At 42.6% G+C, this 18,502-nt stretch carries 16 protein-coding genes and 1 other annotated feature; of the genes, 8 read left to right on the forward strand and 8 right to left on the reverse strand.

The annotated features are described in order from the left end of the window. Positions 1-91 precede the first annotated feature (91 nt). From IGI89_RS14920 to IGI89_RS14935, 4 genes are read left to right on the forward strand one after another with little or no spacing between them, the layout of a single operon-like run. Positions 92-715, forward strand: coding sequence for a YkoF family thiamine/hydroxymethylpyrimidine-binding protein (locus tag IGI89_RS14920; RefSeq protein WP_005236559.1), 624 nt, complete (start codon positions 92-94; stop codon positions 713-715). Then, the gene (locus IGI89_RS14925) at positions 708-1,310 is read left to right on the forward strand and encodes an ECF transporter S component (protein WP_005236560.1); all 603 of its coding nucleotides are present in this window, start codon (positions 708-710) and stop codon (positions 1,308-1,310) included. Before IGI89_RS14920 ends, IGI89_RS14925 begins: the two co-directional genes overlap by 8 nt. Further along, positions 1,307-2,719, forward strand: a complete 1,413-nt coding sequence (locus IGI89_RS14930; protein ID WP_438735806.1) for an ABC transporter ATP-binding protein — start codon at positions 1,307-1,309, stop codon at positions 2,717-2,719. Before IGI89_RS14925 ends, IGI89_RS14930 begins: the two co-directional genes overlap by 4 nt. Continuing rightward, positions 2,646-3,326 (forward strand): energy-coupling factor transporter transmembrane component T, encoded by a 681-nt coding sequence (locus IGI89_RS14935; RefSeq protein WP_429961827.1) that lies wholly within the window; start codon positions 2,646-2,648, stop codon positions 3,324-3,326. Before IGI89_RS14930 ends, IGI89_RS14935 begins: the two co-directional genes overlap by 74 nt. Before the next feature lie 62 nt (positions 3,327-3,388). Here the strand turns inward: IGI89_RS14935 and IGI89_RS14940 are convergent, their stop codons facing one another. Next, positions 3,389-3,907, reverse strand: coding sequence for a signal peptidase I (locus IGI89_RS14940; RefSeq protein ID WP_016613282.1), 519 nt, complete (start codon positions 3,905-3,907; stop codon positions 3,389-3,391). A gap of 308 nt (positions 3,908-4,215) precedes the next feature. Here IGI89_RS14940 and IGI89_RS14945 point away from each other — a divergent pair, with 308 nt between their 5' ends. Both IGI89_RS14945 and proS read left to right on the forward strand, forming a co-directional pair. Beyond that, complete coding sequence (locus IGI89_RS14945) at positions 4,216-5,928, forward strand: hypothetical protein (protein WP_438735807.1); 1,713 nt, start codon at positions 4,216-4,218, stop codon at positions 5,926-5,928. Positions 5,929-6,024: 96 nt separating this feature from the next. Then, positions 6,025-6,229: a binding site (T-box leader), on the forward strand. Between the two features lie 41 nt (positions 6,230-6,270). Next, on the forward strand, positions 6,271-7,704 hold the full coding sequence (proS, locus tag IGI89_RS14950; protein ID WP_438735808.1) for a proline--tRNA ligase: 1,434 nt from the start codon (positions 6,271-6,273) through the stop codon (positions 7,702-7,704). Positions 7,705-7,751: 47 nt separating this feature from the next. Here proS and IGI89_RS14955 read toward each other — a convergent pair whose 3' ends face one another. From IGI89_RS14955 to IGI89_RS14980, 6 genes are all read right to left on the reverse strand, one after another. Beyond that, positions 7,752-8,756 (reverse strand): lipoate--protein ligase, encoded by a 1,005-nt coding sequence (locus IGI89_RS14955; RefSeq protein WP_005236575.1) that lies wholly within the window; start codon positions 8,754-8,756, stop codon positions 7,752-7,754. A gap of 18 nt (positions 8,757-8,774) precedes the next feature. Further along, a complete protein-coding gene (locus IGI89_RS14960; RefSeq protein ID WP_005236590.1) occupies positions 8,775-9,515 on the reverse strand; it encodes an MBL fold metallo-hydrolase in 741 nt (246 codons plus the stop codon). A gap of 207 nt (positions 9,516-9,722) precedes the next feature. Beyond that, positions 9,723-10,508: a DUF975 family protein gene (locus tag IGI89_RS14965; protein ID WP_253271647.1), complete on the reverse strand. Its 786-nt coding sequence runs from the start codon at positions 10,506-10,508 to the stop codon at positions 9,723-9,725. Positions 10,509-10,517: 9 nt separating this feature from the next. Beyond that, complete coding sequence (locus tag IGI89_RS14970) at positions 10,518-11,600, reverse strand: M42 family metallopeptidase (protein ID WP_005236602.1); 1,083 nt, start codon at positions 11,598-11,600, stop codon at positions 10,518-10,520. Between the two features lie 134 nt (positions 11,601-11,734). Further along, positions 11,735-13,789, reverse strand: coding sequence for an FtsX-like permease family protein (locus IGI89_RS14975; RefSeq protein WP_438735809.1), 2,055 nt, complete (start codon positions 13,787-13,789; stop codon positions 11,735-11,737). Then, positions 13,779-14,543 carry an ABC transporter ATP-binding protein gene (locus tag IGI89_RS14980; protein ID WP_005236606.1) on the reverse strand — a complete coding sequence of 255 codons (765 nt, stop codon included), beginning with the start codon at positions 14,541-14,543 and terminating at the stop codon, positions 13,779-13,781. Before IGI89_RS14980 ends, IGI89_RS14975 begins: the two co-directional genes overlap by 11 nt. A gap of 286 nt (positions 14,544-14,829) precedes the next feature. Here IGI89_RS14980 and nrdD point away from each other — a divergent pair, with 286 nt between their 5' ends. Next, the gene (gene nrdD / locus IGI89_RS14985; protein WP_005236607.1) at positions 14,830-17,025 is read left to right on the forward strand and encodes an anaerobic ribonucleoside-triphosphate reductase; all 2,196 of its coding nucleotides are present in this window, start codon (positions 14,830-14,832) and stop codon (positions 17,023-17,025) included. 80 nt (positions 17,026-17,105) lie between these two features. Continuing rightward, the gene (gene nrdG / locus IGI89_RS14990) at positions 17,106-17,702 is read left to right on the forward strand and encodes an anaerobic ribonucleoside-triphosphate reductase activating protein (protein ID WP_005236608.1); all 597 of its coding nucleotides are present in this window, start codon (positions 17,106-17,108) and stop codon (positions 17,700-17,702) included. 134 nt (positions 17,703-17,836) lie between these two features. Here nrdG and IGI89_RS14995 read toward each other — a convergent pair whose 3' ends face one another. Next, the gene (locus IGI89_RS14995; RefSeq protein ID WP_438735810.1) at positions 17,837-18,493 is read right to left on the reverse strand and encodes a DNA alkylation repair protein; all 657 of its coding nucleotides are present in this window, start codon (positions 18,491-18,493) and stop codon (positions 17,837-17,839) included. Between the last annotated feature and the right edge of the window lie 9 nt (positions 18,494-18,502).

An 18,502-nucleotide genomic window follows, 5' to 3' on the forward strand; every position in this document is an offset into this window, starting at 1 on the left:
CGCGTTCCCATTTTTTCTGTCTACGTGTGGATAGAAAAAGGAGGAACGCTTTTTTTGTAGACAGAAAAACCATCGAGAGGAGAAGAGAAAAATGACAAATGAACCAATCGCCTGTGCGGCAGATGGGATCGATATCACGGGGTGCCGAGTTAGCTTGTACCCAATGAAAGACCATTTCGCGCAACAAATTTTAACAAGTATCGAAAAAACGAATACGAGCGCTGTTTGGCAGCAGACCGATCTGTTCAGTACCCTTTTTCGAGGGGAAGCGCCTAGTGTCATAGACGCAGCAGAGGCGCTATTTATCAACGCCTACGAATCAAAGACACACCTCGTGGGTGAGTTCACTTTTTCCAAAGGCTGTCCCGGAGACACTGCGGGTGACACATTCTTGAATGGCGAACAGGCGCAACCCAATAAAGGAAAGAACCTTGCGAATGGTGACTTTTTGGTTGATTGCAAATATTCGTTTTACGTATTTGGCGAAAATCATTATATGGAAGAAATCGCCACGATCGTCCAACTGGCAGAGACTCATGGCTTGAGCCCTCGTTCCGCTCACTATGTGACGATGCTGACCGGATCAGCAAGCCAACTCTTTGCGTATTTTGAAGCCGCATTAGCTTATGCCCATGACCATCTCCCCCACTATGTTCTGGAAGCGACTGTTTCGGTCAATAGCCCTTCAAAAAAGGAGGCGATGCCACATGACTAAGTGGGCTTTGAAAGATGTCATCATGGTAGGAATTGCTTCGTTGATTTTTGGCGTGATCTATCTTGGGGCTGTCCATTTCGGATTGTTGTTAGGTACGCTTCTAACGCCCTTTGGTTTATCTGTCTTAGCCAATGAGTTTATCTTTGGTGTTTGGTTCATGGCGGCAGCTTTTGCCGGATATGTGCTACGTAAGCCGGGAGCAGCTACGATCACTGAAATGATTGCGGCTCTTTTAGAAGTGTTTATGGGAAATTTTTATGGACCTATCATTTTTATTAGCGGTTTTGTACAGGGGATCGGAACAGAAGCCGGCTTTGCATTAGGCCGCTACCGACGCTACGGGTGGTTCCCTTTAGTTACTGGAGCCGTGGGCGCCACGATCACGAGTTTTCTTTGGGGAATCATTCGGTCAAATTTCATTAACCTACAATGGCAGTTGCTGTTGGCGATCTTTCTTATTCGCTTGCTTTCTTCGTTATTCTTTTCAGCCTTTTTAGTGAAGATCGTCTGTGACCACCTGACACGGATGGGGGTTCTCAACAGTTACCCCATTGCTGAAGATCAAACGGTCATCGTCAAACGGAAAACCGCATGAGCCTGTCGGTAAAAAACGGCAGTTTTTTGGTGGATCAAAAGCGACTTGAATTGACTCTGTCTTTGGCCCCTGGTGAAACAAAAGGGATTTATGGTGCTTCAGGAACAGGAAAAAGCACCCTTTTCCATCTCTTAGCGGGACTAAATGAGAAGGGGTTTGATGGAGGGACGTATACGATTGACGGCCAAACGATGAACCAGCTTTCCATCCGGGAAAGAAGCACGTCCGTCAGCTTATTGTTTCAAAATCCTGATATGCAATTTTGCATGGCAACACCGCGAGAAGAGTTGCTTTTCTGTTTAGAGAATCAATGTATTCCCCAAAAAGACATGCCAAACAAAGTGGCTGAAGCTTTGGCATTTTGCGAGATTACTCACCTTGCTGATCAACCTTTCACGACCTTGTCTGGTGGTGAAAAACAGTTAGCCGCATTGGCTTGTTGTCTGATATTAAAAAGTCGATACTTGCTTTTGGACGAACCCTTTGCCAATTTGGATTCCGACACAAGTCAAAAAGTCATACGAAAACTGCAGCAAATCCAACACAAAAATGCTCTTGGTATTTTATTGATCGATCATCAAATCAAAGAGACCGCTAACTGGGTCGATGAGTGGCTGCTGATTGAAGAGGAATTCAGAACGATCAATCAAGCAGCGCTCCGCCAACTTGATCAGCACCTACGCAAGTCGCTGCCGCTTGTGAACATTAAATCGACTTCTAACGAAAAACGGCTTTCATTTCAAAATTTCCGATTACCCATCCGAAACCATGAAATTGTTTTCCCAGATCTTGCCTTTGATAAGGGCTCACTGATTGGAATCACTGGACGTAGCGGCAGCGGCAAGTCTTCGTTTTTAAAAGCTATTTTACAGCAGCAGGCCTATAAGGGGGATATTTTTTTGGCAGGTAAACCAATCAAGAAGTATCCGTCACCTTTTCGCTCCATCAGTTGGATCATGCAAAATCCGCAAGACCAATTTTTGGCAGCTACCGTTGCGCAAGAGCTTAGCCAAGGAAGCGCCCCGACCGAGAGCGACAAACTACTCGAAAAATTGCGTCTGCAAAACAAGAGTGCCCAGTCGCCTTTTCTACTGAGTCAAGGACAGCAACGGCGCTTGGCTGTTGCCTCCTTACTGCAGCGCCCGGTCGACCTACTGCTAGTAGACGAGCCGACATATGGTCAAGATGTCACACAAGCTTGGCAGATCATGGAACTATTAGCTGCTAAAGCAACCACTGGCACGTTAGTTTTGATCGTTAGTCACGATGTCTTATTGTTGCAACAGTTTTGCTCGCAAATCATTGATTTCAATTGCTATCAAAAGGAGGTCGCAGATGCGTACACTCAATCCCACAGTCAAGTTATTCGCCATTTTAGGACTCGCCTTAGTGGTTTCTTTTCAAAATAATTTCAGATTGAATTTATTGCTCTCTGTCCTATTCTTCGTTATTACTGTAAAAGAGCGCTCCTTGAAAAAAAGTCTTTTGCTCTTTTCTGCATTGACATTGGCAGCTGTAGGGGTCTTTTTCACTGGTCTCCTTTACTATCAAGACCATCAAGGCGCTCCCTCCTCAACGGCAGCTATTCACTATGGGCTTGACATGGCGAGCCGAATCTACTGCTTCGGTATTCTGGGCAGTTCTTTCAGTGTGACGACCACGATCAATGAATTGATTTATTCGCTGCAGCAACAGCTGCACCTGCCTGCCGTTTTTGCGTACGGTCTGCTCGCTGCGTTTCAAATTGCTCCGATCATTCCAGCAGAGTATCAAAACATCCGCAATAGCATGCGTTCCAGAGGAATCTCAGTCAATTCGTTTTCTTTCAAAATGTTGGTTCCTTTACTCGTCAAATCCATTCGCTGGTCCGAACTTTTGGCGACGGCAATGCTTTCAAGAGGTTTCGACGGTGAAGGAAAGCGAACTTATGCCAAGACATTTCGAATCACTTTTATGGATACGCTGTTTTTATCCTTATGTTTGATGGTGGGACTTGGCGGAACACTCATCCTATAAAGGGGAAAGAGACAAAAAGACAAAGAAACGTAAGTGTTTCTTTGTCTTTTTTCATTGATTTATTAAGAAGTGATCGTCTTTTTTACTGAGCCAGATTTGATTTGGTAAAACGTAACAAACATCGTTGTTGCTAATATATACAAGGCAAAAAGAAGATACATGTTTTTAAACAGCTGGATCGTCGTTTGGTTCAACCAGGCCCCTACTTTGGGAATATAAAATATCGGCTGGCCAATCAATTGACTTTTTTGAATTTCGTTTGGTTCCATCTGATTTTGATTGTCGCCAATGGTGTAGAGCACCGATTGATTTTCCCCAACCGCAACGATTCGCCGCGTCCGCATCTGTCTACCTTGATCAACATAATACGTTACTTCGTTGCCAACCACTAAATTATCTTCAGAAGCTTTTTTTACAAAAAGGAGTGTCCCTTCAGAATATGTCGGTTCCATTGCATCACTAGCAACAATAGCCATTGTGAAACCAAACGCATGTGGGATCACCACAATTAGTACAGACAGCAGCATGAACATCAGTACAAAAAGTGAGAGCATGATACTTTGTTTTGGAAAAAGCTTCATTTTCTATTCTCCTTCTAAACCTCAGTTTCTTTTATGATTCTATAACATAACTCTATTTTTTTCAAATATTTAAAAACGTTTCATTGAATTTTTATACGAAGATTACTCGATTATTATTTGACTTTATTTAATTATTTATATTATGCTAAAGGCGATTAAAAAACAGAGGAGAAAAAGTATGCCTTTTTTAAATAACAAGTTTTTTTTTTAAGCGTTGGATTCCCTTCATCCTTCTGGTCCTATTTTTACTGGGAAGTATTGTCTTTTTTCTCGTTCTTTTTTTATTCCCAACTTCTGATATCCATGCAGTGGAGAAAAAGGAAGACTGGATTTTCTATGCTGAGGACAATCCCGAATCTACTTTTATTAGCCGTTATGTGAAACATTTACCTAGTGTAAAAGCCAATGATCGTTTTGTGATGAAGCGAAAAATGACCAACGATTATAAATACCCTACAATGTTACTAATTGGCGATCATCAACACATGACTGTCTATCTCGATGATCAAGAAATTTACACCAACGATGAGCCCAATGATCCACTGACTCTCAATCATCCAGGCAAAACATTGTCTTTTATCACCTTGCCTGAGGATTATGTTGGTAAAACCTTGAAAATATACGTGACTAGTCCTTTTGACACCTATTCTGGCTTCCCAGCAGAAGTCTTTTTTGGCCCTGCAAATGCACTGATCGGCTATGTCTTCAGTCTGTCAATTTTAAATATTTACATTCTTTTATTTACTGGTTTTATTTGTATCATCAATTTATTTTATGTCTTAGTTTCTTTTATCAATCAACGAAGGCTGAAAATATCTTCTCTCTTATTCAGCGGCTTTGCCTTAACAGCAGGCTTGGAAGCGGGCTTCAGCGATATGCTTGGTGGACTACTGTTTCCCCCGATCGTCAACTCCGTAATGTTAAATATTCTTTCTATTATTACACCAATGTTCTTGATCGGCTTTTACTGTACAAATATGCATTTTATTCGTAAGTACTACCAGAAATGGTTATACTTCCACTATTCATTCGGTCTATTAGCGATACTTTTCGCACTTTTCCAAGCACAAAGTTTGCCCGTCATCATGAATTATATGTTCTTGTTGAATATTACCAGTACCTTCATTACTTCTTTTGCAGCAATCTATGAAGCATTGAAAAAAAATCCTTTTTATGTCATTTGTGCGCCTTGGATCGTGATTGCGGCTATTGGTCATTGTTTCTTGTATATTCAGGATATTTTAGTTTTGCCACAATCTGATATTAATTGGCGTTCGATCATCTTTTTCTTATTAATTATCATTTTTACTTGCTACGGCTTCCTTGAACTCTTTTTTGCCAGCGAGGGTAAAAATAAGCAGATCGATACGGCAGACATCAAAGTGCGTTTATATGAGAACCAACAAGCGATCAGCCCTGAACAAACGTTAAAATGGCAGCAAGTTTTACGGACCATCAAACAAAGAACCCATACGGTCAAGGATATGTTAGAAGATCAGCAGTTGGCAGCGGCCTATGAAGGCCTTAGTGAGATTGAAGAACAGATCAAGCAGCAGTTAACGAGTCCTTCCGTTGAAAAAGAATCACTCACGACGATGCTGCTTGCTAATTATAAACACACAGCTGCTCAAAAAAGGATCACCTTTGCCTGTGATGGCATCATAGAACCACTGGAACAATTGGCGGAAAATGATCGTCTATCCTTGATCGCTCATTGCCTAGAGTACGCCATCCGATACTCTTGTGCGGTCACTGATCCTCAAAAGCGAAGACTCGCGTTGAGGGTGAATGACACGAACGGCCAGTTGCATATCGACTGCCAAATGCCGCTTCTCTCAAATGAAGAAGGAGAAAAACTACAGAACAATGAAACCAAACGACAAGCGATGCAGGCTGACATGCAAATGCTAGAACAACTTTGTTTAGCCTACCAAGGAAGTATCCGGATTGAAGAAACTGACGGGCTTCACCTCTTGCATTTGACACTTAGGGCGAAAATAGATCCGCTGTCTTTCGACTGACCGTCTTGCTACATTAGTTTTAAAGGAGCGATTTTAAGAAAAAGCGAAAAAACTCTTGCTTTTTTCTCTTTTTCGCTTTAGCATGATAAAGAACAGCAACAAGCATTGGAATAGTAGTTTTATGATGGTCTTAGAGAGTCGATGGCAGCTGAAAAATCGACACCCACTGATAAAATGAACCTACCCAATGGCAATGACCGCAAAACGGTCGGTGGAAAGGCCTTATCCTTTACGAGTTGGATTATCCCGATAGATAATCAACAAAGGTGGTACCGCGAAATCCAAGCATTTCGTCCTTTTTTAGGACGAGATGCTTTTTTATTTTTTTAAGGAGGAAAAAGAATGACACAAAAAAATGATTTTACAGAATGGTATATCCAAACGATCCAAAAAGCCGAATTGATGGCTTACTCCCCAGTGAAAGGCTCCATTATTTTCCGTCCTGACGGCTTCGAACTTTGGGAGCATATCCAAGAAGAGTTCAATCGATTCTTGAAAAAAGAGGGCATTCGTAATGCGTACTTCCCAATGCTGATTCCGCAAAATTTCTTTATGAAAGAAGCCGATCATATTGAAGGTTTTGCGCCTGAATTGCCATGGGTCACAGAAGTCGGCAATGAAAAATTGGAAGAACCTTTGGCCTTGCGTCCAACCTCAGAAACCATGATTGGCTCTGCCTTTTCTGATTGGATCAACTCCTACCGTGACCTGCCTTATGAAATCAATCAATGGGCAAACGTCTTTCGTTGGGAAAAGAAAACATTGCCTTTCTTGCGTACCTCAGAGTTTTTATGGCAAGAAGGCCATACCGCTCATGAAAACGAAGAAGATGCACGTCAACGCACCATGAAAATCTTGGATGAATATGCCCGCCTTTGCGAAGAATTCCTAGCGATCCCTGTTTATCGCGGACAAAAAACCCCTTCTGAGCGTTTTGCTGGAGCAGTTGATACTTATTCGATCGAAGCGATGATGAAAGACGGCAAAGCAGTCCAAGCAGGAACCAGCCACTACATGGGGACAAAATTTGCTGAAGCATTTGATATTACGTATTTAACGAAAGAAAACAAGCATGTCCATGCCCACACAACCTCTTGGGGTGTCTCTACCCGCTTGTTGGGGGCCTTGATCATGACCCATGGCGATGAAAATGGGTTAGTTTTCCCACCAACCATTGCACCAACCCAAGTTGTGTTGTTACCAGTCGGTCCATGGAAAAAGAATCCAGCCATCTTAGAAAAATTAGTAGAACTGTATGCCAACTTTAAAGCCAAGGGCATTCGTGTTCGATTGGATGATTCTGATAACTCACCTGGCTATAAGTTCAATGAATGGGAACTAAAAGGCGCTTGCTTGCGAATCGAATGTGGCCCAAGAGATTTAGAAGCTGGCAAAGTGATGGTCAAAGTCCGCGACTTGGCTGACAAGCAAACAGTCGCCCTTGAGGACTTGGAAGCCTTCGTTGATCAAGAACTGCAAGCAATGACCCCACGCTTATTGGCAGCTGCGAAGGAACGTAACAAAGATAATGAGTACACCAACATCGATACATTGGATGAACTAAAAGCCCATATCGAAACGTGCAAACAAGAAGACAAAGTGACTGGCTTTGTTTTGATCGGTTGGGACGGCTCGGAAGAAACGGAAGCGAAAATCAAAGAAGAAACCGGCTTTACTACCCGAAACATTCCGTTTGAAGCACCAATGGAAAAAACAGTCGATATCGTCAGTGGCAAACCTGCCAAGCATACCGTTTGGATCGCCCGCGCATACTAATAGAAAAAACGAAGCAGCCAGATTGAAAAGGCTGCTTCGTTTTTTGATTAATAAATCAATGAAAGAAAATCTTCAGGCGTGATGTTGCCAAAATATTTTTTGACATCAATGTTGGCGATGACTTGTGCCAAATCTTCCTTGGCATAACGAGTACCGATCAGGGCTTGTTCGACATCTGCAATGTCCCCTAGTCCGAAAAAGTCGCCAAAGATTTTGGCATCCGTGATTTTTCCTTCTGCCACATTCAAACGAACTTCGATGGAGCCGATTGGGAAGCGATGACGGCGTTCAATATCAAAAGCTGGAGATTTACCGTAATTCCAATCCCAGTTGCGATAATACTTATCGGAAATCTCATTGATCTTGACCCAATCCTCTTCAGTCAGTTCATAGGTTTTGACTTCTTCCACGGAATCGACACCAAAAATCTTCAATAAGATTTCTTGACGGAACTCTTCAGTCGTCATATCTTGCTTCTCTTTTGGCAAGAATGGTTTGATGTTGGTCACTCTTGAGCGGATCGATTTGATGCCTTTTGATTCGATTTTGTCTTTGCGGACTTTCAAGGCGTTGACCACTTCATTGATGTCACTGTCAAACATGATCGTCCCATGAGCAAACATCCGGCCATTCGTTGCGTACATCGCATTCCCAGAAAACTTCATGTCATTGATCACAAGATCGTTGCGCCCTTTTAGTTGCGCCCCTTCAACCCCCATCTCATGCAAGGCTTGGACGATTGGTTTGGTCAGTTTTTCAAAATCTCTGAAAGAATTGCCATCGTCAGGCATAATAAAGCTGAAATTCAAGTTTCCGAAATCATGATAGACTGCACCGCCGCCGCTGAAACGACGAACGACATGAATCCCATGTTCATCCACATATTCCTTATTGATCTCTTCGATCGTATTTTGATTGCGTCCAATGATAATCGATGGTTCATTAATGTAAAAAAGTAAGATGGGTTCATCCACTTTCATTTCTTGAAGAAGAAAAATCTCGATGGCTAAATTGATGCGTGGGTCGTTCAGTTCATTCGGTACAAAAAGCATACTATTTGTTCCTCCTAATTAGATGATTTCTACTATTTTTTGAACAGCCGCCAACTCAACAGGGATTCCATTGGCAGCTAGTGCAGCCTCTTCTCGTAACTGTTCTAAGTCACCATGTTGCGGCAAATGCGTCAACATTAATTTTTTCACCTGCGCTGCATGGGCGATCTCCCCTGCTTCTTTTGAAGTAAAATGAGCCTTGTGCCGCTCATTTCCTGCAAAAAGATAGGTATCTGCCAAGAATAAGTCAGCCCCTTCAGCAAACGGAACGAAAGATTCTAAATAGCCAGAGTCTCCAGTAAAAACAAAGACCTTGCCCGTGCTTTTCTCAACAAATCGCATGGCATAGCAAGTGACTGGATGGATCGTTTTCATAAAGGTAATGGTGAAAGGGCCCAATTCCAACGACTCAGACTGAAGGTAATCAAATCCTTGGGTCACTCCCGGCATCGTCAGACTTTCAAAATGAACCCTGTCCTCCCCATGACCGTAGATCGGCAAAACCTGCCGTTCTTCGTTTTCGGGATATAATTGCCAATAGTATTGTAATACCCCCAGATCCGCAATATGATCGTGATGGTAATGTGTCAAAATCACTGCATCTAAGTCTAAGGGATCAAGGATCTTTTCTAATTGGACCAAGGTGGTACTTCCCGCATCAAGCAGCAAATGAAAGCCATCTGACTCTACTAAATAGCCAGTAGTCCCTTCACCATTATACGGATAGGCACCTAAACAACCTAAGACAGTTATTTTCACATGTGTTTCCTCCTCTTTGGCTCCAGCTGATTTTCTACTTCTTTTATGCTATCACATCTCAGCTGATTTGACTAAAATCTGACCATTTTTTTTGCGAAAAAGGATCAAGAAAATGAGAAAAAAACGACGTCTATTGATGAATCCCTTGAATGAGTGTTCAACTCTATCCTTAAGGAACCATTTCAATGGTACGTCGTCTTTTTTTGCTTATCTGATCAGCGCTCGTTGTTCATTGATCAATTCTTCATAGAATGCTGCGTTGACCGCATACGCATAGGCGTTTGCCCACAACATCCCGATCAAAAGCGCCAAGAAACCCAGAATAAACCAACCAATCAGTGATAACTGCAGCCAAATGTATTGCCCCAGATGCGGTCGCAAGAGAGCAAAGGCTACTTTGATAGACTGAAGAACCCCTAATTCCGGCTGATCATAGCGTAGATAGATTGCTAATTGGATCACACCAGTAACGACTTGCGACAAAAAGAAGAACAAGATGATGGAGAGAATCGTCCCAATAACAAAAGCGATCGAACCGTTAAACATCGATACATCAATAGAAATTCCCCGATTAAAATTGAATACCAAGCCCAAATATTGATTAAGGCCTGATAAGACAAATTGCGGCAAGAAAATCGCAAAACTCAAAAGATAATTTAAAAGCGCGCTCACTAAATTTAGTAGCAAAAACGGTACATACAGACGCTTATCAAAGACGAGAAAAATATCCGCCACCTGGATTCCTCTGCCACGAACCAGATAGAGTGCCATAATACTCAATGCTACTGAAAAAGCAAAGAAGACAAAATTGTCCAAGATCAGATCGATCCAGCTCTCTGCATTGTTTGCACCAAAAGAAGTCCCAATACTACTAAAAAGCGAGCTGACCACCGCTTGTACCGCAACCGTTGCTAAAATACTTAAGACGAACGTTCCCCAGAATCCGCGCAAGGAGTTTTTAGCCGTCTCTCGAATCATTGTATTTGATCTCATAGACTCACCTTAATAACTGCGCAATGCTTTAACGGTCTTATCGTCTAAGCGGCGAACCACTTCCGTTACAAGCTTGACTGTATTGAAGTAGTCATCCTCATGAATGACAGAAGTATGAGAATGCAGGTAACGAACTGGCACAGTAATAGCGATCGAAGGAACCCCATCACGAGTCAAATGCATTTGACCAGCATCGGTTCCCCCACCAGTGATCACGGTATATTGGAAAGGAATTTCCATCTCTTCGGCGACATCGATCACAAAATCCAATAATTTCTTGTGAGGAATCATGGAAGCATCGAAAATCAAGACTTGTGGGCCTTTGCCTAACACAGAATCCGCTTCTTTTGGTGTCATTCCAGGTGTGTCCCCAGCGGTACCAGTATCTAGGGCGATAGCGATATCAGGATTCACTAAGTGAGTGCTTGTTCGCGCACCTCGTAGTCCAACTTCTTCCATCACGTCACTGCCGGCAAACAAGCAGTTTGGATGTCCTTCGGCTGCCAAGGTTTCTAATACCCGTAGTGATACCGCCGTACCGATTCGATTGTCCCATGCTTTGGCTAGCAAAAATTTGCTGTCGTTCATCCGTTTGTATTGGATATAGGGGGTGATCATGTCTCCAGGACGGATGCCCCAGCCTTTGGCTTCCTCTTCGCTTGACGCGCCGATATCGATGAACATATCTTTGATATCGTAAGGTTTGTTTCGAGTCTCTGGACTCAACACATGGGGTGGTTTTGAGCCGACGACACCGTGGATCAATTTGCCATCATTGGTTTTGATCTCCACTTGCTGTGCCAGCATCACTTGCCCCCACCAGCCACCAAGGGTTTGAAATTCGATAAAGCCTTTTTCCGTAATTTTCGTTACCATAAAGCCGACTTCATCCATATGTCCCGAAATAAAAATTTTCGGACCGCCGCCATCACCAACATGTTTGGCAATGACACTTCCTAAACCATCAAAAAAGATATCTTCAGCAAAGTCTTTGGCATATTCTTTAAAGACTTCACGCACTTCCTCCTCATTCCCAGGAACCCCACGTGCAGTCGTTAGGTCTATTAAAAGCTGTTCTTCTTTTTTCTCCATCTTGCTTCCTCCTTTGTCTCATTGATTATGATTATACCATTCTCTTAATCTGGTACCAGAGGGAAATACAAAAAGATTGGTTAAATGAAAAAAACGATCCTAGTTTCCTAGAATCGTTTTATCGTATAAATAGATCAAGTTTCAATAATCCGCAGACACAGCTTGACGGTAATCAAATAGGCAAACAGATAGACGACTGCTGCCACTGCTGCAAACAAATGAGCAACCCAATACCCGGGACTATCGATGATCTGTGTGAAAGTATTGATGGCAAATACCGCATGCAAAATCGCCAATAAGGTGCCAGGCATAAAAATCCAAATGTTTTGCCAGTACACCAACTTGCGCACTTCATTACGGGTGTAGCCTAATTTTGTCAATAGTCGGTAATTGTACTTTTCCCGCTCCGTGTTAGAAAATTGCCGAACGATCAAACTACTAGACGTGGTGATCAAAACGATCACCCCAACAAATAGCGATACGAACAAAATGATTCCTGCTTGTCGTCGCACCCCGCGCATTGTTGTAAAGCGATTGGCTAACGTTATCCGATATGCGGTCGTCTGACCACTATCACTACTTGAATCCCGAGCGGTCTCTGGATAAAAGCGTACGTTTTTTTGGTCGTCGCTAAATTCATAGGTCAATGGATGCGCCCACTCGATTGGCAGCTCTTCATCCAACAACTGTGTCAACGCGTCTGTTTGCACCTTTTCGGTCTGTAAATAAGCAATGGTATAGGTGAATCCTTTGATTTGTTGGTACGCCTCATCTTGAATGACAAGGACATTGGGTAAAGAATAGCGTAAAGCACTATCACCAAAATAATCTTGTTCGGCTTGAATGAGTTTAAAATTATGCTGACTGCCGACTTTGACTTCATCGCGATATGTGATAAATGAACGAGTTACGTCGTATTGACTGTCAAAAAGTACAGCTTGCTTATCAGTACTCAGTCGAATCTCAGGAGCACCCGGAACCAGTTTTCGCAGACGCTGATAATCCGAAAGTGCCACCAGATTCACCATCATATTTTCGACACTTTCATCTTGCAATTCTCCTAGGTAGCGTGTCTGCACCGTCATATTGGTCATTTTGTAGGGAATTGCTTGTTCCGCTGTAATTGGCACATCCGACTTTTCTAAAAGGGTACGCAAGGCCCCTGCCTGCTCTCCTGACACCTGAAAGGAAGTTGGATAGATACGGTTCGTTGCTTGGTAATTCAAAGAGATGACCCCCATTGTTCCCCCGATCAATGAAATCGCGATTGCAGTGATGATCGTCAAAAGGGCGTAGCTTTTCCACGTCCTTTGCAAGTAAGCACGCACGTTATTGTAAGCAATCAACTTCGCCCCTTTGATAAGGCGTTTTTTTGGTTTACTCAAAAAATACAATAGTGCTGGCAAGGAACAATCAAAAAAGAGATAGGTTGCCGTTATACAGCAAAATAGAATCAGTAAAGGGATCCATAGAATCGCTGAAAAATCTTGCGTATACGTGATATAGTTGGTCCATGTTTCCCTTAGGGTCAATGACAGATAATACCCTACCCCAAGTAAAATCAGACCTAGGACCCCCATCAATGTACGAAACGGAGTCATTTTCATTTTTTTGATCGGTAAGCGGTATTCGGTCTTGATCAATTCACTCATTGGGGTACGCCAAACAAAAAGGATCACTTGAATACTCAATATAATCATTGCGGCGATAAAGACAAAGACCGTCGAAAAAATCGATTGCGGTGAATTAAAGAAATGACTGGTCAAATTTAGGCCCATCGCCCGAATCAAAATCATTGAGAAGAATTTTGAAAAAATAATTCCCATAAAGATACCGGTCACTAGAGAGAAAAAATTTAGTAAAAACGTTTCCCGTAGCAACAGCCAAGCAAGACGACCTTGCCGCAACCCCAAAAGCTGGTAAACACTGATTTCTTTTTGTCGCTGACTAAGAAAAAAATGATTGGCACTCAGCATAAAAAACAAGACGACAAAGGCAACCACACTGCTGCCGAATCCTAAAACCCCTTCAATGCGGATGTCTTGCTGGACCCGTTGATTCAGCAGACGATCATTCATCAAGGCGTTAAAGGAATAAAAAATCATCACGGCGGTCATCATACAAATAAAATACACCATATAATTGCGAAACTGCCGCAAAAAACTCCGCCAGCCGATTTTAAACAACATGGCGCGGACCGCCTCCAATCGTAGCCTGCATATCGATGATTTTTTCGAAAAATTCCTGACGGCTGCCTTTTTTGACAACTTCCGCAAAGAAGACACCATCGCGAATGAACAGAATCCGATTGCAGTAGCTGGCGGTAAAAGGATCGTGGGTGACCATCAAGATCGTCGTTTTTTCTTGTTGATTGATTTGCGCTAAATACCGTAACAATTCTGTTGCCGCTTTTGAATCAAGGGCTCCCGTGGGTTCATCAGCAAAAAGGACCGCCGGACGACTGATGATCGCCCGAGCAGCAGCGACCCTTTGTTTTTGCCCTACAGACAATTCTTCTGGGTAGCGATCCAACAAGTGTTCGATCCCTAACAAATTGGCCGTCTCCTCGATACGTACTTGGGTTTCCTTCACGGGCAAGCGATCAATCGCTAAAGGCAGCAAAATATTGTCTCTGGCTGTCAATGTCTCTAAAAGATTAAAATCTTGAAAGATGAAGCCAATCTGCTGACGGCGAAAATCGCTGAGGGCTTTTTCCGACATTCGGGTAATGTCTTTGCCATCGATATAGATCGAGCCTAAGCTAGGTCGCATGATTGAAGACAAAAGATTCATCAAGGTCGTTTTCCCAGCACCGCTTGGCCCCATGACCCCAACAAATTCTCCTTGATCCACTGCAAAAGAAAGGTTATCTAATACTTTGGTTTGATTGAAACGGGTGCCGTAACTTTTTGTCAGATGCTTCACATCGATCATATTTTTCACACAGAACCCTCCTTTAAAAAAATTCTCTCCTTATGGTAGCATACTTTATCATTGAATACTTCTGCTTCAAAACAGAGAAAAAATAAATTTAAAAAAGTTTTTATTCATTATGTGAAACATGGAACAACCAAATCCTTAATCTTATCAAGTTTTCTCGAAAACACCTCAATGAATATACACCATATATTGTGTATATCCAAAACACAAACCCTTTTCGACTACTATATATAGTTGCTCATTTCTACAATTTGTTTTATTATATTGTGGAAGATAAGGAGTGGTAGAAATGATGAACATTAAGAGAAATCCTGAGCAAGGGTTGGAAAGACAGTCCGCTTTGCGTCAGTTAAAAATCGTAAAACGTGATGGACGGCTTGTCGATTTTGATGATCAAAAAATTTATGATGCGTTAGTGAAAGCCCTGAGAAAAATCAACGGTGAGCTTTCTCCCATCGACCACGAAAAAATCACCGAGATCGTTGACAGTGTCGATCACGAGATCGCGGAACGTTTTCGTACAAATGTAAAAATCTATGAGATCCAAAATATCGTCGAGCATATCTTGTTAGCAAAGAACGAGTATGCCTTGGCTGAAGAATATATCAACTACCGGACCCATCGTGATTTCGAACGCAGCAAAGCAACAGACATCAACTTTACGATCAATAAATTGATGAATAAAGATCAATCGGTCGTCAATGAAAATGCCAATAAGGATAGTAACGTGTTCAACACACAACGTGATTTGACCGCTGGGATCGTAGGAAAATCGATTGGTTTGAAAATGCTGCCTCCTCACGTGGCAAATGCCCACCAAAAAGGCGACATTCATTACCATGACTTGGATTATCATCCATATACCCCAATGACTAACTGCTGCCTAATCGATTTTAAAGGCATGCTAAATAATGGATTTAAAATTGGGAACGCCGAAGTGGAATCGCCAAAATCGATCCAAACGGCCACCGCTCAAATCTCACAAATCATTGCAAATGTAGCATCGAGTCAATATGGTGGCTGTTCTGCTGATCGAACAGATGAATTATTGGCTCCTTTTGCTGAGTTGAATTACCAAAAACATTTAAAAGATGCCGAAGAATGGATTGAGACACCCGAACGTCGGGAAGCTTACGCGAAGAGCAAAACCCGCAAAGATATCTACGATGCAATGCAAAGTCTAGAATACGAAATCAATACGTTATTCACCTCTAACGGACAAACGCCGTTTACTTCCCTTGGCTTTGGTTTAGGAACCAACTGGTTCGAACGGGAAATTCAACGAGCGATTCTCCAAATTCGCATCAACGGGTTAGGCAGTGAAAAGCGTACTGCTATTTTCCCGAAATTGATTTTTAGTATTCGCCGTGGGGTCAACTTGGCACCTACCGATCCGAACTATGATATTAAAGAACTGGCTTTAGAATGTGCCACTAAACGGATGTATCCGGATATTTTAAATTATGATAAATTGGTTGAATTGACTGGCAGCTTTAAAGTGCCGATGGGCTGTCGTTCTTTCTTGCAAGGCTGGAAAAACGAACGTGGTGAAGAAATCAATGTCGGTCGGATGAATCTAGGTGTCGTGACATTGAATATTCCACGGATCGCCTTAGAAGCAAATGGCGATCAAGAAAAATTCTGGTCACTGCTGGAGGACCGTCTGCAAATCGTTAAAGATGCCCTTGTCTATCGAGTGGAACGCTGTAAAGAAGCGAGTCCCGCCAATGCGCCGATCCTTTATATGTATGGGGCTTTCGGTGAACGTTTGGATCGCAAAGACAATGTCAACGAATTATTCAAAAACAAACGTGCCACTGTTTCGCTTGGTTACATTGGTTTATACGAAGCTGCTTCGGCTTTTTACGGTGGAACTTGGGAACAAGACCCAGAAGCAAAGGCCTTTACGATGGCGATCGTGAAAGAATTGAAAGCTCATGCCGATGCCTGGGGCGATGAATACGGCTATCATTTCAGTGTGTACTCGACCCCTAGTGAAAGCTTGACCGATCGTTTCTGTCGCTTAGATACCGAAAAATTCGGTGAAGTTGAAAATATTACCGACAAAGAATATTATACCAATAGCTTCCACTATGATGTGCGGAAAAATCCGACACCATTTGAGAAACTTGATTTTGAAAAGGACTATCCAAAATACTGTTCTGGTGGCTTTATTCATTACTGTGAATATCCAGTCTTGCAGCAAAATCCAAAAGCGTTAGAAGCAGTTTGGGATTACGCATATGATCGGGTCGCTTATCTTGGAACAAATACCCCTATCGATCACTGTTACGAGTGCGGATATGAAGGAGACTTTAATCCAACCGAACGAGGCTTTGAATGTCCACAATGTGGCAATCACGATCCAAAAAGTTGTGATGTTGTCAAAAGAACCTGCGGGTATCTTGGAAATCCTCAAGCTCGCCCGATGGTCAACGGTCGTCACAAAGAAATCTCTGCTCGGGTCAAACATTTGCAAGAATAATCATAAAAGGAGTGTTAGATTTCTTCTACACTCCTTTTATCGAACAACCCCTGTAATTCACAATAGAAAGAAGTTTTCGTATGAGAAATCCTAAGCCCCAAGAATGGAAAGCAAACGAGTACAGTCAAAATTATATTGCTGATTACAAAGCCTTCAACTTTGTGGACGGTGAAGGCATCCGAAATAGTTTATATGTGAGCGGCTGCCTGTTTGCTTGTGAAGGCTGTTTCAACAAAGCCGTCCAAAACTTTCGCTACGGCACACCTTTTACCCAAGAGCTAGAGGATCGAATCATTGAGGATCTGCGACATGACTATGTTCAAGGACTGACCCTCCTAGGCGGCGAACCTTTCTTGAACACGACGGTCTGTCTGAAAGTTGTTGATCGCGTTCGCGCCGAATTTGGTCATAGCAAGGACATTTGGAGCTGGTCAGGCTACACTTACGAAGAACTGCTCTTGGAGACCCCTGACAAACTAGAACTTTTATCCAAAATTGATATTTTGGTGGACGGCCGTTTTGAACTCAGCAAGCGAAACCTTAACTTGCAGTTTCGTGGTAGCAGCAATCAACGAATCATTGATCTTGCTGCATCTCGAGAACAAGGAAAAGCGGTTATCTGGGCAAAGTGCAAAGATGCTGAAGCAAGTTACGAACAAATCAAAAAACAAATTTAACGACTCAAAACACCGTGCATCTTGAGATGACCCCAAAAGTTAGACCAAAAAATCGAACTTTTGGGGTCACCACATCTTCCTTCAAAGATGATGCACGGTGTTTTTTTGTTATATAAAAATCAGTGACCAAGCTTTTAAAGGTACTTACTTGCTTCACGAACCGTCAAAGGCGCCAGCCTTTTTTGATGGCGTAGAAGAAAATCTTGGACCCACTGAGGATTCGTCTTGGCATAGTCTCGCAAGCTCCAGCCAATGGCTTTGTTGATAAAGAATTCAGAACTCCCCAAATTGTTGACAAGGATCTCTTCAAGTAATGGTCGATCCATCTGTTCTTTTTGCAACAATTGGTGAAGAATCGCCACTCGCCGTAGCCAAAGATTATCCTCAAGACTCCAACGAAGCATCTCAGCCTTTAACGCTGGCAGTCGGCGAACAAGCTTTCTGACGACCTCACTTAGTGCGTCCACGCTATCCCACCAAGATTTCGTTATGACTAACTGTTCAATTTTTCCTAGATCAACGGCTGATAAAAAGGGCTCCAGCGCCACTAAATAATCAATCGCAAGGTACTGGTGTTCCCGATAGCTGCTTTGCCAACATTGATCGATAAATTCCCAATCGATTCGTTTCATTTGTTTTGCTACTTTAAAGGCTGCTTTTTCCTGCTGACGGCGCAACGGTGTAGGGATGCCTAAAAACTCAAACTGATGCCGCATATAGGCGGCCATTTTTTCCCTTCGTTCTTCATCAGCCAAAGCAATCATCGTTTCATATACTTGATAGATCGTCATATTGGTCCT

The sequence above is a fragment of the Enterococcus sp. AZ141 genome (genome assembly GCF_051714385.1).
Classification (GTDB): Bacteria; Bacillota; Bacilli; order Lactobacillales; family Enterococcaceae; genus Enterococcus_D; species Enterococcus_D entomosocium.

Excerpts from the sequence above, each read along its gene's own strand:
- nrdD (WP_005236607.1), top strand. The coding sequence starts at position 14,830 with ATGATGAACATTAAGAGAAATCCTGAGCAAGGGTTGGAAAGACAGTCC.
- IGI89_RS14940 (WP_016613282.1), bottom strand. The coding sequence starts at position 3,907 with ATGAAGCTTTTTCCAAAACAAAGTATCATGCTCTCACTTTTTGTACTG.
- IGI89_RS14930 (WP_438735806.1), top strand. The coding sequence starts at position 1,307 with ATGAGCCTGTCGGTAAAAAACGGCAGTTTTTTGGTGGATCAAAAGCGA.
- IGI89_RS14955 (WP_005236575.1), bottom strand. The coding sequence starts at position 8,756 with ATGCTTTTTGTACCGAATGAACTGAACGACCCACGCATCAATTTAGCC.
- IGI89_RS14995 (WP_438735810.1), bottom strand. The coding sequence starts at position 18,493 with ATGACGATCTATCAAGTATATGAAACGATGATTGCTTTGGCTGATGAA.
- nrdG (WP_005236608.1), top strand. The coding sequence starts at position 17,106 with ATGAGAAATCCTAAGCCCCAAGAATGGAAAGCAAACGAGTACAGTCAA.
- proS (WP_438735808.1), top strand. The coding sequence starts at position 6,271 with ATGACACAAAAAAATGATTTTACAGAATGGTATATCCAAACGATCCAA.
- IGI89_RS14935 (WP_429961827.1), top strand. The coding sequence starts at position 2,646 with ATGCGTACACTCAATCCCACAGTCAAGTTATTCGCCATTTTAGGACTC.
- IGI89_RS14920 (WP_005236559.1), top strand. The coding sequence starts at position 92 with ATGACAAATGAACCAATCGCCTGTGCGGCAGATGGGATCGATATCACG.
- IGI89_RS14925 (WP_005236560.1), top strand. The coding sequence starts at position 708 with ATGACTAAGTGGGCTTTGAAAGATGTCATCATGGTAGGAATTGCTTCG.
- IGI89_RS14975 (WP_438735809.1), bottom strand. The coding sequence starts at position 13,789 with ATGTTGTTTAAAATCGGCTGGCGGAGTTTTTTGCGGCAGTTTCGCAAT.
- IGI89_RS14970 (WP_005236602.1), bottom strand. The coding sequence starts at position 11,600 with ATGGAGAAAAAAGAAGAACAGCTTTTAATAGACCTAACGACTGCACGT.
- IGI89_RS14965 (WP_253271647.1), bottom strand. The coding sequence starts at position 10,508 with ATGAGATCAAATACAATGATTCGAGAGACGGCTAAAAACTCCTTGCGC.